The following is a 13,901-nucleotide window of genomic DNA, read 5'->3' on the forward strand; positions in this document are numbered from 1 at the left end:
GGGGGCAGGAGACCGGGGGCCAGCCACGCGGCCCCAGCGCCTCAGCGGCGTTCCCAGTGCCCGCCCCGCGCTTGCCAGCCGTGGGGGCCGCGCACCCATTCGCGGGGCACCCAGCGGTCTCCATGGTGAGGCGGCGCAGCCCAGCGGCCTTCACGCCAGACATAGCGGCCACCGCTCCAGTCCCAGAAGCCGCCAATCCAGACCTGGGTCGCGATCGGCGCCACCGCAACCGGGGCGGGCTCATAGCGCAGGGGCGGTGGCGCTTCGCTGGACACGACCACGGCCCCGCTATTGCCATAGGCATAGGGCTCGGCCGGTGCGACAACGCAGCCGGTCACCAAGGTGGCGACCGCCAGGGCGCCAGCACACAAAGCGGCCGAACGCTTAGGGATGCGCTGCAAAACCCTCGCCAAGCGGGATGGACGCGGATCGGGATGAGACGCAAGGCGTCTTTTGCAGTCAATAGCCGTAGCTATTGACAAGGAAGACAACGCAGCGGATCGCCCGAGACCGCGTTCAGACCACGGCAGGGAGTTTTGCAGAGGGTCTCTAGAGCTGGGAGTGTGCGACATGGTGTATCTCCAGTCATTGCAAGAACTCCATTGAAGGCGCGCCAGCTTAACGCCCGGTGAGCGGCGCGTAAATCAGCGGTAAAAGCGGGTTCAACCATGCCAGTGAAACGCCGGCCAGCCGCCCATCGCCCACAAAAAAAGCACTGCCGAGGCAGTGCTTTGGTGAGGCGGCCAACCGGGCCTTATTGCACCGGGTTGTTTTGCAGCGCGGCCACACGCTCTTCGATCGGTGGGTGCGAGCTGAACAGCTTGCCCAGGCCGCCGGTGATGCCCATGGCCTGCATGCTTTGCGGCAAGGTGCCAGGGTGCATGCCACCGAGGCGGTGCAGCGCATTGATCATCGGCTGCTTACGGCCCATCAGGCGGGCGGCACCGGCATCGGCGCGGAACTCGCGCTGGCGCGAGAACCAGGCCACGATGATGGCGGCCAGGAAGCCAAAGACGATATCGAGCACGATGGTGGTGATCATGTAGCCAATGCCAGGGCCCGAGCTTTGCTCGTCATTGCGGCGCAGAAAGGAATCGACCGCATAGCCGATGACGCGCGAGAGGAAGACCACAAAGGTGTTCATCACGCCCTGGATCAGCGCCATGGTGACCATGTCACCATTGGCCACGTGGGCCACCTCGTGGCCGATGACGGCCTCGACCTCTTCACGGGTCATGCCTTGCAGCAGCCCGGTCGAGACGGCCACCAGGGCCGAGTTCTTGAAAGCGCCGGTCGCAAACGCGTTGGCCTCGCCCTCATAGATACCGACCTCGGGCATCTGGATGCCGGCCTGGTCGGAGAAGCGACGCACGGTCTCGACAATCCAGGCCTCGTCAGCGCTTTGGGGCTGGTTGATGATCTTGACGCCCATGCTCATCTTGGCGATGGGCTTGCTCATGAGCAAGGAGATGATGGCGCCGCCAAAACCCATGATGAAGGCAAAGCCGAGCAGCGCCCCGAGGTTCAGGCCATTGGCAGTCAGGTAGCGGTTGACACCGAGCAGGCTGGCAACAATGCCCAGCACCACAACCACGGCGATGTTGGTCGCCAGAAAAAGGAACATTCGTTTCATGGGGTCGATTCTCCAAGGAGGGGAACACAGTGCTCGATAGCTGGGGGCAATGTCTTGCGAATTCAAGACCTTACCTCCACTTTATGGCGACGGCGGGTGCTTATGATATTTGTGGCCGTCGGGCCGAGCGAAATACGTCTGGGTCATCGTAGAAGGAAACATGCTGGTTTTCCTGGCACCATCCCGGAACGCCCAGCACCGGCAAGGGCGCGAAGGGCTTGCCCGCCAGGTGCGCAGCGTCCAGAGAATCGGCGATGACCGCGTCGATATTGTCCACCATCGGCCAAGACTGCGGGGGGCAAAAAACATGCGCGGTGATTGGTTTTCTGGGGCTGATGAGCTTTTCCAGCAGCGCATGGCCGATGACGAGGAGCTGCGCCTGCTGCCACAGTGGCCGCAGCTCGACAAAGAGCCGCTGCCATTGGCGCTGCTGCAGCGCCTGCCACAGCGCTGCGGGCGCCAGCAGCACGGCGCCGTTTTCATCGAACAAGGTCAAGGCATCACGCAAGGGTCCCCGGCTGGCCCCGACGCCGCCCGCTTGCGCAATGGCCTGGGCCTGCAAGGCATTGAGCCGTGCCTTGGTGCGCGCAAAGCGCTGCCAGACCAGGCCGTTGAGCCCGTCATGCATGTGTTCGCGGGTGGGCACGCAGCCGCTGCGGGCGATAAAGCTTTCATAGGCCTCGCTCGCAGGCAGCGCCGACTGCGGCACAAAGCGCCGGCCGCAATCGCCCAGGCGGTTGAGCAGATCGGGCATGGCCAGGCCCTGACCATCCAGCGCGCGGATCTGCAGGCCCAGCGCCCGGTAGGGCTGCAGCCAGGGCGCCTGCCAGTCCAGCGAGGACCAGCCCGGCGCGGGCCGATCCTGTGCAGTGGCCTCGCGGTTATCCACGCATTAAATGATAAAAACGCTCAGTCTGCCAGCTTCCAGGGCAGCGCTTCACCCGAGCGCAGCGGCTTCAAATCCGCCTGGCCAAAGGGGTAGGACTCGGGCGGGGTCCAGGACTCGCGCACCAGCGTGATGCGGTCGGTATTGCGCGGCAGGTTGTAGAAATCCGCGCCATGCAGGCTGGCAAAGCCTTCGAGCTTGTCCAGCGCCCCGACCTTGTCAAAGGCCTCGGCATACATCTCGATAGCGGCATGGGCGCTGTAGCAGCCGGCGCAGCCGGTGGCGTGTTCCTTGAGCTGGGCGGCATGCGGCGCGCTGTCGGTGCCCAGGAAGAACTTGGGGTTGCCACTGGTGGCCGCCTGCACCAGCGCCAGGCGGTGCTCCTCGCGCTTGAGCACGGGCAGGCAGTAGTAGTGCGGTCGAATGCCACCCGTAAAGATCGCGTTGCGGTTGAACAGCAGATGCTGGGGCGTGATGGTGGCGCCGACAAAGCGGTCGCTCTCGGTCACATACTGGGCCGCTTCGCGCGTGGTGATGTGCTCGAACACGATTTTCAGCTCGGGGAAATCGCGGCGCAGCGGCACCATGTGCTGGTCGATAAAGGCCGCCTCGCGGTCGAACAGGTCCACATCGCTGCCGGTCACCTCACCGTGCACCAAGAGCAGCATGCCTTCGCGCTGCATCGCCTCCAGGGTCGGGTAGATCTTGCGGATATCGGTCACGCCATGGTCGCTGTTGGTGGTGGCACCAGCGGGGTAGAGCTTGCAGGCCACAACGCCGGCAGCCTTGGCGCGCACGATCTCCTCGGGGGCGAGTTTGTCCGTCAGGTACAGGGTCATCAGCGGCTCGAACTTCAGGCCCTGGGGGATGGCCGCCACAATGCGCGCCTTGTAGGCCTGGGCCAGCTCGGCGGTCGTGACCGGGGGCTTGAGGTTGGGCATGACGATGGCACGGGCAAATTGCCGCGCGGCATGGGCCACGGTGGTGGCTAAGGCGGCGTCATCGCGCAGATGGATGTGCCAGTCGTCGGGTCGGATGATGCTGATGGAAGAGGGTGCGGTGCTCATCCCGCCATTGTCGCACCGGTCATGCCGGCGTCATCACAGTCCCCGAGCATTGGATAAAGGTAACTCAATGTTAAGGGTAGGTGCCCATAGAGTACACAGTCTCTATGCGTATCATAGACAGCTGTAGGAATTCTTAATCAAGGACTGTGCAACATGTGGCTAAACCATATTTTTCGCGGCGCTGTGCTGCTGTGCCTTGCCAGCAGCAGCCTGGCTCAGACCCCTTTGCCCGACAGCTGGGACAAGATCCGGGAGGCACAGCGCATCACCGTGGGCTACCGCCCCGACGGCCTGCCTTTTGCCTACGAGATGGGCGAGACCAAGAAACCAGTGGGCTACGCCATCGACATCTGCCAGGCGCTGATTGCCAAGCTCCAGCAGAGCATGGGCCTGGCCAAGCTCGATATCCAGTACCGCGCCATCAATGGCCAGACCCGCTTTACCGACCTGTCCAGCGGCGCCATTGATGTCGATTGCAGCAACACCACCAACACCAAGGACCGGCGCGAGAGCAAGCATGTGTCCTTCAGCCTGCCCTATTACATCGCTGGCGTGCGCATGCTGGTCAAGTCTGACAGCGGCATCAACGAAGTCGATGACCTCTCGGGCAAGCGCGTGATCACCACCAAGGGCACCACGTCGCTGCAGGTGCTCGAGCGCCGCGTGGCCATCAATGGCCTCAAGATCCAGCACAGCGAGTGCCTCACCCATGACGCCTGCTTCAAGGCCGTGCAAGCGGGCACGGCCGATGTCTGGCTGATGGACGACATCCTGCTGGCGGCCCACCGCGCGCAGTCAGACAAGCCCGAGCAGGTCAAGCTGATTGGCAAGCTGATGTCGATCGAGCCGCTGTCGCTGATGATGCGCGACACCGACGTGCGCATGAAGAAGGTGTTCGACGCCGAGATGCGCGTGCTGTCGCAGAACTACGAAATCACGCGCCTGTACAAGAAGTGGTTCGAGTCGCCGCTGCCGGGCAAGAGCTTTGCACTGAACGTGCCGATGTCCTACCTGCTCACCGACATGCTGCGCTTCCCCAGCGACAAGTTCGACAACTGACCGTTCGGGGGCCGCGTTCTGCGGCCCCTGCCCTCCCACCAGCTGCTGAGCCACGGCGCTCACCGCCAAGCCTCCCAGCATGCGTCTGTCCACGGGAGGCCAGCCCCCTCCCCCCATTAACTTTGCCGATAAAAAATGGCCGCATAAGCGGCCATGGTTGGGTGCGAGCTGCGCTGCAATCAGTGCTGCAGGATCTTGCCCAGGAAGTCCTTGGTGCGGGGCTGGCGCGCATCGGGGTTGCCGAAGAAGTCTTCCTTGGAGCAGTCCTCCAGGATCTTTCCGCCCACGTCCATGAAGATCACGCGGCTGGCCACCTTCTTGGCAAAGCCCATTTCGTGCGTCACGCACATCATGGTCATGCCTTCGTGGGCCAGGCCGATCATCACGTCCAGCACTTCGCCAACCATTTCAGGGTCCAGTGCCGAGGTGGGCTCGTCAAACAGCATCACCGAAGGGTCCATCGACAGCGCACGGGCAATGGCCACGCGCTGCTGCTGGCCGCCCGAGAGCTGGCCGGGGAACTTGTCCTTGTGCGCCATCAGGCCCACGCGGTCGAGCATCTTCAGGCCCCGGGCCTTGGCATCGTCGGCGCTGCGGCCCAGCACCTTGATCTGCGCGATCGTCAGGTTCTCGGTCACCGACAGGTGGGGGAACAGCTCGAAATGCTGGAACACCATGCCCACGGTGCTGCGCAGCTTGGGCAGGTCGGTCTTGGGATCGTGGATGGCCGTGCCGTTGACCCAGATCTCGCCCTTCTGGATGGGTTCGAGCGCATTGATCGTCTTGATCAAGGTCGACTTGCCCGAGCCCGAAGGACCGCAGACCACCACCACTTCGCCTTTGGAGATGCTGGTGGAGCAGTCGTTGAGCACCTGGAAGCTGCCATACCACTTGGAGACATTCTTCATTTCAATCATTTGGATATCCTTTGTATTGCCGCATCAGCGAATGATGGCGATCTTCTTGTGCAAACGCTTGACGAACCACGACAGCGTAAAGCAGATGATGAAGTACAGCACAGCAGCGGCCAGATAGGCCTCGACCGGACGGCCGAAATTCTTGCCTGCCACCTCAAAGCCCTTGAGCATGTCGTAGGCGCCGATGGCATAGACCAGCGACGTATCCTGGAACAAGATGATGGTCTGCGTCAGCAGCACCGGCAGCATGTTGCGGAAAGCCTGGGGCAGCACCACCAGACGCATGTTCTGGCCATAGGTCATGCCCACGGCCTGACCGGCATACACCTGGCCACGCGGAATGGACTGGATACCGGCGCGCATGATCTCGGAGAAGTACGCGGCCTCGAACGCCACGAAGGTGATGACCGCTGACATCTCCGCCCCGATGGGCTTGCCGATCAGCAAAGGCACGAGCAGGAAGAACCACAGAATCACCATCACCAGCGGCACCGAACGCATGCCGTTGACATAGATGGTGGCCGGCACCACGAGAATCTTCTTGCCCGACAGGCGCATCAGCGCCAGCAAGGTGCCAAAGAAGATACCACCCAGGGTTGCGACGATGGTCAGCATCACGCTGAACACCAGACCCTTGATGATGAAGTTCTGGATCAGGTCCCAGTTGTAGAACGAAAAATCAAGATTCAAATTCATCTCAGTGACCTCCGGAGCCGCCAGCGGCGATAAAGCCCGGGATGCGGCTCTTCTTTTCAATGAAGGCCATGATGCGGTTGATCACGAATGCCGAGATCATGTACAGCGCGGTCACCGCCAGGTAGACCTCAATGCCGCGAGAAGTTTCCTCTTGCGCCTGCATCGCGAACAAGGTCAGTTCGGCCACCGACACGGCAAAGGCCACGGACGAGTTCTTGAAGATGTTCATCGACTCGCTGGTCAGCGGCGGAATGATAATGCGGTAGGCCATGGGCAGCAGCACATAGCGGTAGTACTGGAAGGTCGTGAAACCCAGCGCCATACCTGCATAGCGCTGGCCACGGGGCAGCGCCAAGATACCGGCACGCAGCTGCTCGGCAATACGCGCCGAGGTGAAAAAGCCCAGCGCCAGCACCACCAGCAGGAACCCAGGCACTTGCTTGAGTGCGGGGAAGATGGCGGGCACGACGTGGTACCACAGGAAAATTTGCACCAGCAGGGGGATGTTTCGGAACAACTCCACCCAGGCATTGCCCAGACGCACCGTCCAGGGCCGGTCAGGCAGGGTACGCAAGGTACCGATGATGGAGCCCACCACCAGCGCGATCACCAGCGCACACAAGGAAACGGAGATAGTCCATCCCCACGCAGACAACAACCAGTCCAGATACGTGACATCGCCGTTTTTACCGAAACAGCCCTGCACGACCTGGCGCTCAATCGTGTCTTCACAAAATACTTGCCAATCCCAATTCATAGGACTACCTCTTTTTTTGTCTTTGTAGCAATGTTTGGTGCCTGGTCGCAACTGACAGAAACCAGTACCAACAAAAACGCCCCCCCAAACCCCAGGCTGGAAGGGCGGTACCTAAATGGTGTGCTTACTTGACTTCGTAGGCTTCCATGGGCTTGTCGTTCGGGTTGGCCCAAGCATCCTTGGTTGCAGCCGACAGCGGCAGGCCCACCTTCACGTTGTTAGGAGGGATAGGTTGCATGAACCACTTGTCGTACAGCTTCTCGAGCGAGCCGTCCTTGATCTGGCGCACGATGGAGTCGTCCACAGCCTTCTTGAAGGCGGTGTCGTCCTTGCGCAGCATGCAGGCGATCGGCTCGACCGACAGCACTTCGCCGACGACCTTGTAGTCAGCAGGTGCCTTGGACTTGGAGATGTTGGCGGCCAGGATGGAGCCGTCCATGATGAAGGCATCGGCGCGGCCAGACTCCAGCATCAGGAAGCTGTCCGCGTGGTCCTTGCCCATGACTTCCTTGAAGGTCAGGCCATCAGCGCGCTTGTTCTTGCGCAGGGTCTGCACCGACGTGGTACCGGTCGTGGTCACGATGGTCTTGCCGTTGAGGTCCTTGATGCCGGTGATGCCGGAGTTGGCCTTCACAGCGATGCGCACTTCTTCCACGTAGGTGGTGAAGGCGAACGCAGCATCCTTTTGGCGCGACTGGTTATTGGTGGTGGAGCCGCACTCCAGATCCACGGTACCGTTTTGCACCAGCGGCACGCGGTTTTGCGAGGTCACGGGCTGGTACTTGATGTCCAGCTTGGCCAGGCCCAGCTGCTTTTGCAGGTCGCTCACGATGTGCTCAGCCATCTCGGTGTGGAAGCCAACATACTTGCCGTTACCCAGCGTGTAGCCCAGGCCCGAAGACTCGCGCACACCCAGGGTGATGCTGCCAGACGACTTGATCTTGGCCAGCGTATCGCCCGCTTGCGCAAACGCGCTACCTGCAGCAACCGCTGCGACCGCAAAAGCCAGCAAATGTTTCTTCATCATCAGACCTCCAGATAAATCAATTAAGTGGTCGACTATGGGCCTCAACAGACGCCAAAGCGACAACTGACACGCTACGTATTGTGCAGTCCGTCCAGATAATGCCAGCAAACTGAGCAGTGCAATTATCCGGAAAATTACCAATGAATTGCTAACAATTCATAGCCTTTTTCGAACAAATCGCGTACATCTAACCAACTGCAACACGAGCAATCCGCAAGCATTGCACAGAAAATTTAAGCCGCATATTAGAAATTACCCTGCAAATCCAATTTATCTATATTCTTATAGACATCATGGATTATGTGCGGCGTTGCGGGAGACGAGGTAGTCCCACAGGGCCTGCGCGCCAGTCTTGACCGCATCGCTGGACTGGGGCTTTTCCCGGTAGGCGCGCACATCCATTGCCACTTCCCACTGCGCTGAGCTGGGGTAGTCGGCACGCACGAGCTTCTTGGCCTTGAGCTCCTTCTTGGCCGCGCTCTGCGGCAAAAAGGCCAGACCATGCCCTTCCATCGCCATGGCCTTGAGCCCTTCGGCCATGTCGGTCTCGTAGACGCGGTCCAGATACGCGGGCTCAGGCGCCTGCTTGAGGGCCAGGTCCGTGACGCGGCTGAGGTAGGCCCCCGGCGCGTAGCCCAAAAACGGCAGCGGCACGTCCGCCGCTCCGGGCAGCAGGAAAAGCGGCAGGCCATCGAGCCCGGGCTTGCAATAAGGCGCCATCACCTCGCGGCCCAGGCTCACCATTTCATAGCGTTGCGGGTCCAGCTGGATGGGCTGGGATTCATGGTGGTAGGCAATGAGCAGGTCGCAGCCGCCCTCGACCAGGCGCATCACCGCATCGTGCACATTGAGCGCGATCAAGCGGCTCTTGAACAGGCCAAAGTCATTGCGCAGGCCCGACACCCAGGTGGGGAAGAAGGTAAAAGCCAGCGTATGCGGAACGGCAAAATCGATGATGTCCTTGCCCGAGGACGAGTGCACACGCAGCATCGCGCGCGTGCTCTGCACCGCCTGCAGGATCTCGATGGCCTGGTTGTACAGCGTCTTGCCCGCGGGCGTCAGCCGCGTCGGGTAGGAGCTGCGGTCCACCAGATCGGCCCCCGCCCAGGACTCCAGCGCCTGAATCCGCCGAGAGAATGCCGGCTGGGTGACATGGCGCAACTGCGCCGACCGGCTGAAACTACGCGTCTCCGCCAGACTCACAAAATCTTCAAGCCACTTGGTTTCCATCCGCGCATTATCCACACGCCAATGGCAGTCCGCTGCAAGTGGGCAGGCCCGATGCCAGGCCGGCGCCCGCAACGCAGGCGACTGCAGCGCGCCATCCCCGGGAAATGGATGGCTTGCAAGCCGTTCTTTCAAGGCCATAATCGGGCCCCACTGGCCCACCCGCCAGGCGCGGCGCTGCCGCAGATACCGATCTATCCGATACCAATGGTCCGCTCACAAGGCGGTTTGTGTTTTCCGCATTCACCCTTGGCTCTGCCGAGCCCTCTCGCGACCGGTTGTTATGGCATCACCCTCCCCTCATGCTTCGGGCGGCAGCAGCGCTGCCCCTTCCACCACGCTCCCCAGCGAGCCCGCACCCGCCAAAGGGCTGTGGCTGGAGGACTGGCTCACGGTCGTGATCATGGCGCTGTTGGCGCTCATCACCTTTGCCAACGTCATCGTGCGCTATTTCACCGACGGCTCCTTTGCCTGGACCGAAGAGATCTCGGTGTTCCTGATGATCTTGCTGGCCATGGTGGCTGGCTCGGCCGCGGTGGCGCGCAACCTGCATATCCGCATCGAGTACTTTGCCGAGCGTGGCGACGCGCGCCGGCGCAAGGCCTTTGCCCGCTTTGGCGCGTTGACGGTGGCGCTGCTGTTTGCACTCATTTGCGTGCTCAGCATCCGCGTGGTGGTTGATGACTACCGCTACGAAGAGACCTCGCCGGGCATTGGCGTGCCGCAGTGGTGGTACTCCATCTGGCTGCCGGTGTTCTCGGCGCTGATCACCGTGCGCGCACTGGGCCTGTTCCTGCGCCAGGGCCGGGCCAGCTTCGCCCATGTGTTCTCCGAAGACAGCGACGCTGCCTCCAAGGAGCACGCATGATTGCCACCCTGCTCTTTATCGGCTTTATCGCGCTGATGCTGCTGGGCGTGCCCATTGGCGCTGCGCTGGGCCTGGCCGGCGCCGTCGCCATTGCGCTGGCCAATGCCGACGCGCAATGGTTTGGCCTGCTGGCCATTCCGCAGAACTTCTACGCCGGCCTGGGCAAGTACCCGCTTCTGGCCATTCCGATGTTCGTTCTGGTGGGCTCGATCTTCGACCGCTCCGGCGTGGCGCTGCGGCTGGTCAACTTTGCGATTGCCATCGTTGGACGCGGCCCGGGCATGCTGCCGCTGGTGGCCATTGCCGTGGCCATGTTCCTGGGCGGCATCTCGGGCTCGGGCCCCGCCAATGCGGCAGCAGTAGGCGGCGTGATGATTGCCGCAATGAGCCGCGCCGGCTACCCGGGCAGCTTTTCGGCCAGCGTGGTCGGGGCCGCAGCTGCCACCGATATCCTGATCCCGCCGTCGGTGGCCTTCATCATCTACTCGGTGCTGGTGCCCGGTGCCTCGGTGCCGGCGCTGTTTGCCGCGGGCATGATACCGGGCATTCTGGCGGGCCTGGCGCTGATCGTGCCGGCGGTCTGGATGTCGCGCAAGCACAAGATGGGCGCGCTGGAAGCGAGCCTGCCCCGCCCCGAATTCTGGAAGAGCCTGCGCGAAGCGGCCTGGGGCCTGGCCGCGCCGGTGCTGATCCTGGGCGGCATGCGCATGGGCTGGTTCACGCCGACCGAAGCGGCCGTGGTCGCGGTGTTCTACGGCCTGTTTGTCGGCATGGTCGTGCACCGCACCATCGGTGTGCGCGATCTGTTTCCGATCCTGCGCGAAGCTGGTGAGCTCTCGGCCGTGATCCTGATCGTCGTGTCGCTCGCGGGTATCTTCGCGTTCTCGCTGTCGACCCTGGGCGTGATCGACCCGATCACCAACGCCATCGTCAACTCGGGCCTGGGCGAATGGGGTGTGATGGCCCTGCTGATCCTGATGCTGATCACCGTGGGCATGTTCCTCGACGGCATCTCCATCTTCCTGATCTTTGTGCCGCTGTTGATGCCCATCATGCAGCACTACCACTGGGACCCGGTCTGGTTTGGCGTGATCCTGACCCTGAAGGTGGCGCTGGGCCAGTTCACTCCGCCGCTGGCGGTCAACCTGATGGTCAGCTGCCGCATTGCCGGCGTGCGCATGGAATCGACCGTGCGCTGGGTCGGCTGGATGCTGTTTGCGATGTTCTGCGTGATGGTGCTGGTCATCGCCTTCCCGCAACTCGCACTGTGGCTACCTGCCAAGCTGGGCTACTGATTGGAGCCCGGGTCGGGTACAGGCGCACAGCCCTGCACCCGGCTCCTGGATTTGCAAAAATTTCCCCTTGAACCACCCGGAGACAACACCATGAAAACCCGTCAATTCCTTGCCACTGCCTTGGCTGCTGCTGCGGCGCTGAGCTTTGCCGCGCCCGCCGTGCAAGCCCAGAGCAACTACAAAAGCGAGTACCGCATGTCGCTGGTACTGGGCACGGCCTTCCCCTGGGGCAAGGGCGGCGAGATCTGGGCCAACAAGGTGCGCGAGCGCACGCAGGGCCGAATCAACATCAAGCTCTACCCCGGGGTGTCGCTGGTGCAGGGCGACCAGACGCGCGAGTTTTCGGCACTGCGCCAGGGCGTGATCGACATGGCCGTTGGCTCCACCCTGAACTGGTCGCCTCAGATCAAGGAGCTGAACCTGTTTGCGCTGCCGTTTCTGATGCCCGACTATGCAGCGGCCGACGCGCTGACCCAGGGCGAGCCCGGCAAGCGCCTGTTTGCCCGCCTGGAAAAAGCTGGCGTGGTGCCACTGGCCTGGGGCGAGAACGGCTACCGCGAAATCTCCAACTCCAAGCATGCGATCAAGACCCCTGCCGACATGAAGGGCCTCAAGATCCGCGTAGTCGGCTCGCCGCTGTTTGTCGACACCTTCAGCGCGCTGGGCGCCAACCCCACGCAGATGAGCTGGGCCGATGCGCAGCCGGCGATGGCCAGCGGCGCCGTCGACGGCCAGGAAAACCCGGTGGCTGTCTACCAGGCGGCCAAGCTCAACACTGTGGGCCAGAAGTACCTGACCCTGTGGGGCTACATCAACGACCCGCTGATCTTTGTCGTGAACAAAGACATCTGGGCGAGCTGGAGCAAGGCCGACCAGGACATCGTACGCCAGGCCGCCATCGAAGCCGGCCAGGAAGAGATCGCCATTGCCCGCAAAGGCATGATCGAGGCGGGCAAGCCGCTGGTCAAGGAGCTGAGCGCCAATGGCGTCACCGTCACTGAGCTCAGCGCTGCCGAGCGCGAAGCCTTTGTGAAAGCCACCCGCCCGGTGTATGACAAATGGAAGCAGCAAGTGGGCGCCGACCTGGTGACCGCCGCCGAGAAAGCGATTGCGGCCCGCAAGCAGTAAGAGCAGCACCCTCCAAAAGCAAAACCACCGGGGTTGCGCCGGTGGTTTTTTTGTGGGCGCTGCTACAGAGCACCCCTGCGCACTGGCGCTAACGCCACTGTGTTTATTCGATCTTGAAGCCGGTCGTCTTGACCACCTGCTTCCAGCGGTCGGTCTCGGCCTGGATCTCCTGCGCAAAGCTCTCGGGGCTGGTCTTTACCGGGATGTAGTCGTACTGCTTGAGCTTGGCCAGCACATCGGGCATCTGCATGACCTTGTCGATGTTCTGCGACAGGGCCGCGACGATCTCCTTGGGGGTACCCTTGGGCGCAAGCAAGCCGGCCCAGGAGCTGAACTCCATGTCCTTGATGCCCAGCTCGACCAAGGTCGGCACATCGGGGAAGGACGCGGCGCGCTGGGGCAGCACCACGGCCAAGGCCTTGACCTTGCCGGCCTTGATCATCTCCACGGCAGCAAAGGAGTCGAACGAGAAATCCACCTCGCCGGAGACGACGGCCTGCATCTGCGGACTGGTGCCCTTGTACTGCGCATTGATGATCTGCGGCGCCTTGATCACCTGCTTGAACTGCTCGGTGATCAGGTTAATGATGGCGCTGCCCGACGAGGCCGTCAGCGGCTTGTCCTTGTTTTGCGCCAGCGCGATCAGCTCTTGCAGCGTGTTGGCGGGCAAATCCTTGCGGGCAATGATGATGAAGCCCACCGAGCAGACCTTGGCCACCGGCGCAAAGCTGGCGGCCGCCTCATAGGGCGCCTTGTAGATCACCGGGCTCAGCGTCTGGGCACCCGCGGTATTGAACAGCAAGGTGTATCCATCGGCCTGGGCGCGGGCCACTTCGCCGGTGCCGATCATGCCGTTGGCGCCGCCCCGGTTGTCGATGACAAAGGAGGCCTTCATCAGCTCGCCCATCTTCTGCATCACCAGCCGGGCCACCACATCGGTGGTGCCGCCTGCGGCAAACGGCACAATCACGCGCACGGGCTTGTTGGGATAGGCCGCTTGCGCCTGGGCCCACTGGGGCACGCTGGCGGCGCCCGCAGCGGCGGCGAGGGTGGTGAGGAAATGGCGGCGCGCAATCATGTCCATGCAATGTCTCCTGTGGCTGTCCTATTGTTGTCGGCCCATTGTGGGCAGCACCGCGCGGGCTGTCTAATACTTGCCAGCAATGCCACCATTCGCAGGCGCTATCGCGGCATGGTTGCACAGCGTGGACGGGCTGCTGCCCAGCAGGGGCTCCCGCCTGTCTCCCAGGCGTCTTGGCCAGGGCCCGCGCGGGCCTTGCCACGGCGCCAGCAACTGACGGCCTAACGAGCCGGCCATTAGTGCCGATATCAGCACTGCAA

14 protein-coding genes are annotated in these 13,901 nt (G+C 62.3%); 4 read left to right on the plus strand and 10 right to left on the minus strand.

The window, feature by feature from the left end; genetic code table 11:
* Window positions 1-41 precede the first annotated feature (41 nt).
* The 4 genes from ACPEE1_RS20240 to pyrC form a co-directional block, all read right to left on the minus strand.
* A complete protein-coding gene (locus ACPEE1_RS20240; protein WP_409935131.1) occupies window positions 42-401 on the minus strand; it encodes a hypothetical protein in 360 nt (119 codons plus the stop codon).
* A 353-nt stretch (window positions 402-754) separates the two neighbouring features.
* Window positions 755-1,633 carry a protease HtpX gene (htpX, locus tag ACPEE1_RS20245; protein WP_116926604.1) on the minus strand — a complete coding sequence of 293 codons (879 nt, stop codon included), beginning with the start codon at window positions 1,631-1,633 and terminating at the stop codon, window positions 755-757.
* Window positions 1,634-1,733: 100 nt separating this feature from the next.
* The gene (locus ACPEE1_RS20250) at window positions 1,734-2,522 is read right to left on the minus strand and encodes a DUF3025 domain-containing protein (protein ID WP_423934675.1); all 789 of its coding nucleotides are present in this window, start codon (window positions 2,520-2,522) and stop codon (window positions 1,734-1,736) included.
* Between the two features lie 20 nt (window positions 2,523-2,542).
* Window positions 2,543-3,586, minus strand: a complete 1,044-nt coding sequence (gene pyrC / locus ACPEE1_RS20255; RefSeq protein ID WP_260718813.1) for a dihydroorotase — start codon at window positions 3,584-3,586, stop codon at window positions 2,543-2,545.
* 153 nt (window positions 3,587-3,739) lie between these two features.
* Here pyrC and ACPEE1_RS20260 point away from each other — a divergent pair, with 153 nt between their 5' ends.
* Window positions 3,740-4,645 (plus strand): amino acid ABC transporter substrate-binding protein, encoded by a 906-nt coding sequence (locus ACPEE1_RS20260; RefSeq protein WP_116926606.1) that lies wholly within the window; start codon window positions 3,740-3,742, stop codon window positions 4,643-4,645.
* 179 nt (window positions 4,646-4,824) lie between these two features.
* Here the strand turns inward: ACPEE1_RS20260 and ACPEE1_RS20265 are convergent, their stop codons facing one another.
* The 5 genes from ACPEE1_RS20265 to ACPEE1_RS20285 form a co-directional block, all read right to left on the minus strand.
* Entirely contained in the window at window positions 4,825-5,562 is a 738-nt protein-coding gene (locus ACPEE1_RS20265) for an amino acid ABC transporter ATP-binding protein (RefSeq protein WP_021026656.1), read from the minus strand.
* Window positions 5,563-5,586: 24 nt separating this feature from the next.
* Window positions 5,587-6,258, minus strand: coding sequence for an amino acid ABC transporter permease (locus ACPEE1_RS20270; RefSeq protein WP_021026657.1), 672 nt, complete (start codon window positions 6,256-6,258; stop codon window positions 5,587-5,589).
* A 1-nt stretch (window position 6,259) separates the two neighbouring features.
* Window positions 6,260-7,015: an amino acid ABC transporter permease gene (locus ACPEE1_RS20275; RefSeq protein ID WP_021026658.1), complete on the minus strand. Its 756-nt coding sequence runs from the start codon at window positions 7,013-7,015 to the stop codon at window positions 6,260-6,262.
* Between the two features lie 124 nt (window positions 7,016-7,139).
* Window positions 7,140-8,039 carry an amino acid ABC transporter substrate-binding protein gene (locus ACPEE1_RS20280; protein ID WP_116926607.1) on the minus strand — a complete coding sequence of 300 codons (900 nt, stop codon included), beginning with the start codon at window positions 8,037-8,039 and terminating at the stop codon, window positions 7,140-7,142.
* Window positions 8,040-8,333: 294 nt separating this feature from the next.
* On the minus strand, window positions 8,334-9,272 hold the full coding sequence (locus tag ACPEE1_RS20285) for a LysR substrate-binding domain-containing protein (RefSeq protein ID WP_116926608.1): 939 nt from the start codon (window positions 9,270-9,272) through the stop codon (window positions 8,334-8,336).
* 280 nt (window positions 9,273-9,552) lie between these two features.
* On the opposite strand from ACPEE1_RS20285, the gene ACPEE1_RS20290 reads away from it, so the two are divergent.
* From ACPEE1_RS20290 to ACPEE1_RS20300, 3 genes are all read left to right on the plus strand, one after another.
* Window positions 9,553-10,137, plus strand: coding sequence for a TRAP transporter small permease (locus tag ACPEE1_RS20290; RefSeq protein ID WP_116926609.1), 585 nt, complete (start codon window positions 9,553-9,555; stop codon window positions 10,135-10,137).
* Window positions 10,134-11,432, plus strand: a complete 1,299-nt coding sequence (locus ACPEE1_RS20295) for a TRAP transporter large permease (protein WP_021026662.1) — start codon at window positions 10,134-10,136, stop codon at window positions 11,430-11,432. The genes ACPEE1_RS20290 and ACPEE1_RS20295 overlap by 4 nt, the downstream gene beginning before the upstream one ends.
* 90 nt (window positions 11,433-11,522) lie before the next feature.
* A complete protein-coding gene (locus ACPEE1_RS20300) occupies window positions 11,523-12,560 on the plus strand; it encodes a DctP family TRAP transporter solute-binding subunit (protein ID WP_116926610.1) in 1,038 nt (345 codons plus the stop codon).
* A gap of 103 nt (window positions 12,561-12,663) precedes the next feature.
* Here the strand turns inward: ACPEE1_RS20300 and ACPEE1_RS20305 are convergent, their stop codons facing one another.
* A complete protein-coding gene (locus ACPEE1_RS20305) occupies window positions 12,664-13,644 on the minus strand; it encodes a Bug family tripartite tricarboxylate transporter substrate binding protein (protein ID WP_116926611.1) in 981 nt (326 codons plus the stop codon).
* Window positions 13,645-13,901: the final 257 nt, after the last annotated feature.

It is taken from the genome of Comamonas sp. 23, assembly GCF_049601575.1.
GTDB classification, from domain to species: Bacteria; Pseudomonadota; Gammaproteobacteria; order Burkholderiales; family Burkholderiaceae_C; genus Comamonas; species Comamonas squillarum.

Excerpts from the sequence above, each read along its gene's own strand:
- htpX (WP_116926604.1), bottom strand. The coding sequence starts at position 1,633 with ATGAAACGAATGTTCCTTTTTCTGGCGACCAACATCGCCGTGGTTGTG.
- pyrC (WP_260718813.1), bottom strand. The coding sequence starts at position 3,586 with ATGAGCACCGCACCCTCTTCCATCAGCATCATCCGACCCGACGACTGG.
- ACPEE1_RS20260 (WP_116926606.1), top strand. The coding sequence starts at position 3,740 with ATGTGGCTAAACCATATTTTTCGCGGCGCTGTGCTGCTGTGCCTTGCC.
- ACPEE1_RS20265 (WP_021026656.1), bottom strand. The coding sequence starts at position 5,562 with ATGATTGAAATGAAGAATGTCTCCAAGTGGTATGGCAGCTTCCAGGTG.
- ACPEE1_RS20270 (WP_021026657.1), bottom strand. The coding sequence starts at position 6,258 with ATGAATTTGAATCTTGATTTTTCGTTCTACAACTGGGACCTGATCCAG.
- ACPEE1_RS20275 (WP_021026658.1), bottom strand. The coding sequence starts at position 7,015 with ATGAATTGGGATTGGCAAGTATTTTGTGAAGACACGATTGAGCGCCAG.
- ACPEE1_RS20280 (WP_116926607.1), bottom strand. The coding sequence starts at position 8,039 with ATGAAGAAACATTTGCTGGCTTTTGCGGTCGCAGCGGTTGCTGCAGGT.
- ACPEE1_RS20285 (WP_116926608.1), bottom strand. The coding sequence starts at position 9,272 with ATGGAAACCAAGTGGCTTGAAGATTTTGTGAGTCTGGCGGAGACGCGT.
- ACPEE1_RS20290 (WP_116926609.1), top strand. The coding sequence starts at position 9,553 with ATGGCATCACCCTCCCCTCATGCTTCGGGCGGCAGCAGCGCTGCCCCT.
- ACPEE1_RS20295 (WP_021026662.1), top strand. The coding sequence starts at position 10,134 with ATGATTGCCACCCTGCTCTTTATCGGCTTTATCGCGCTGATGCTGCTG.
- ACPEE1_RS20300 (WP_116926610.1), top strand. The coding sequence starts at position 11,523 with ATGAAAACCCGTCAATTCCTTGCCACTGCCTTGGCTGCTGCTGCGGCG.
- ACPEE1_RS20305 (WP_116926611.1), bottom strand. The coding sequence starts at position 13,644 with ATGGACATGATTGCGCGCCGCCATTTCCTCACCACCCTCGCCGCCGCT.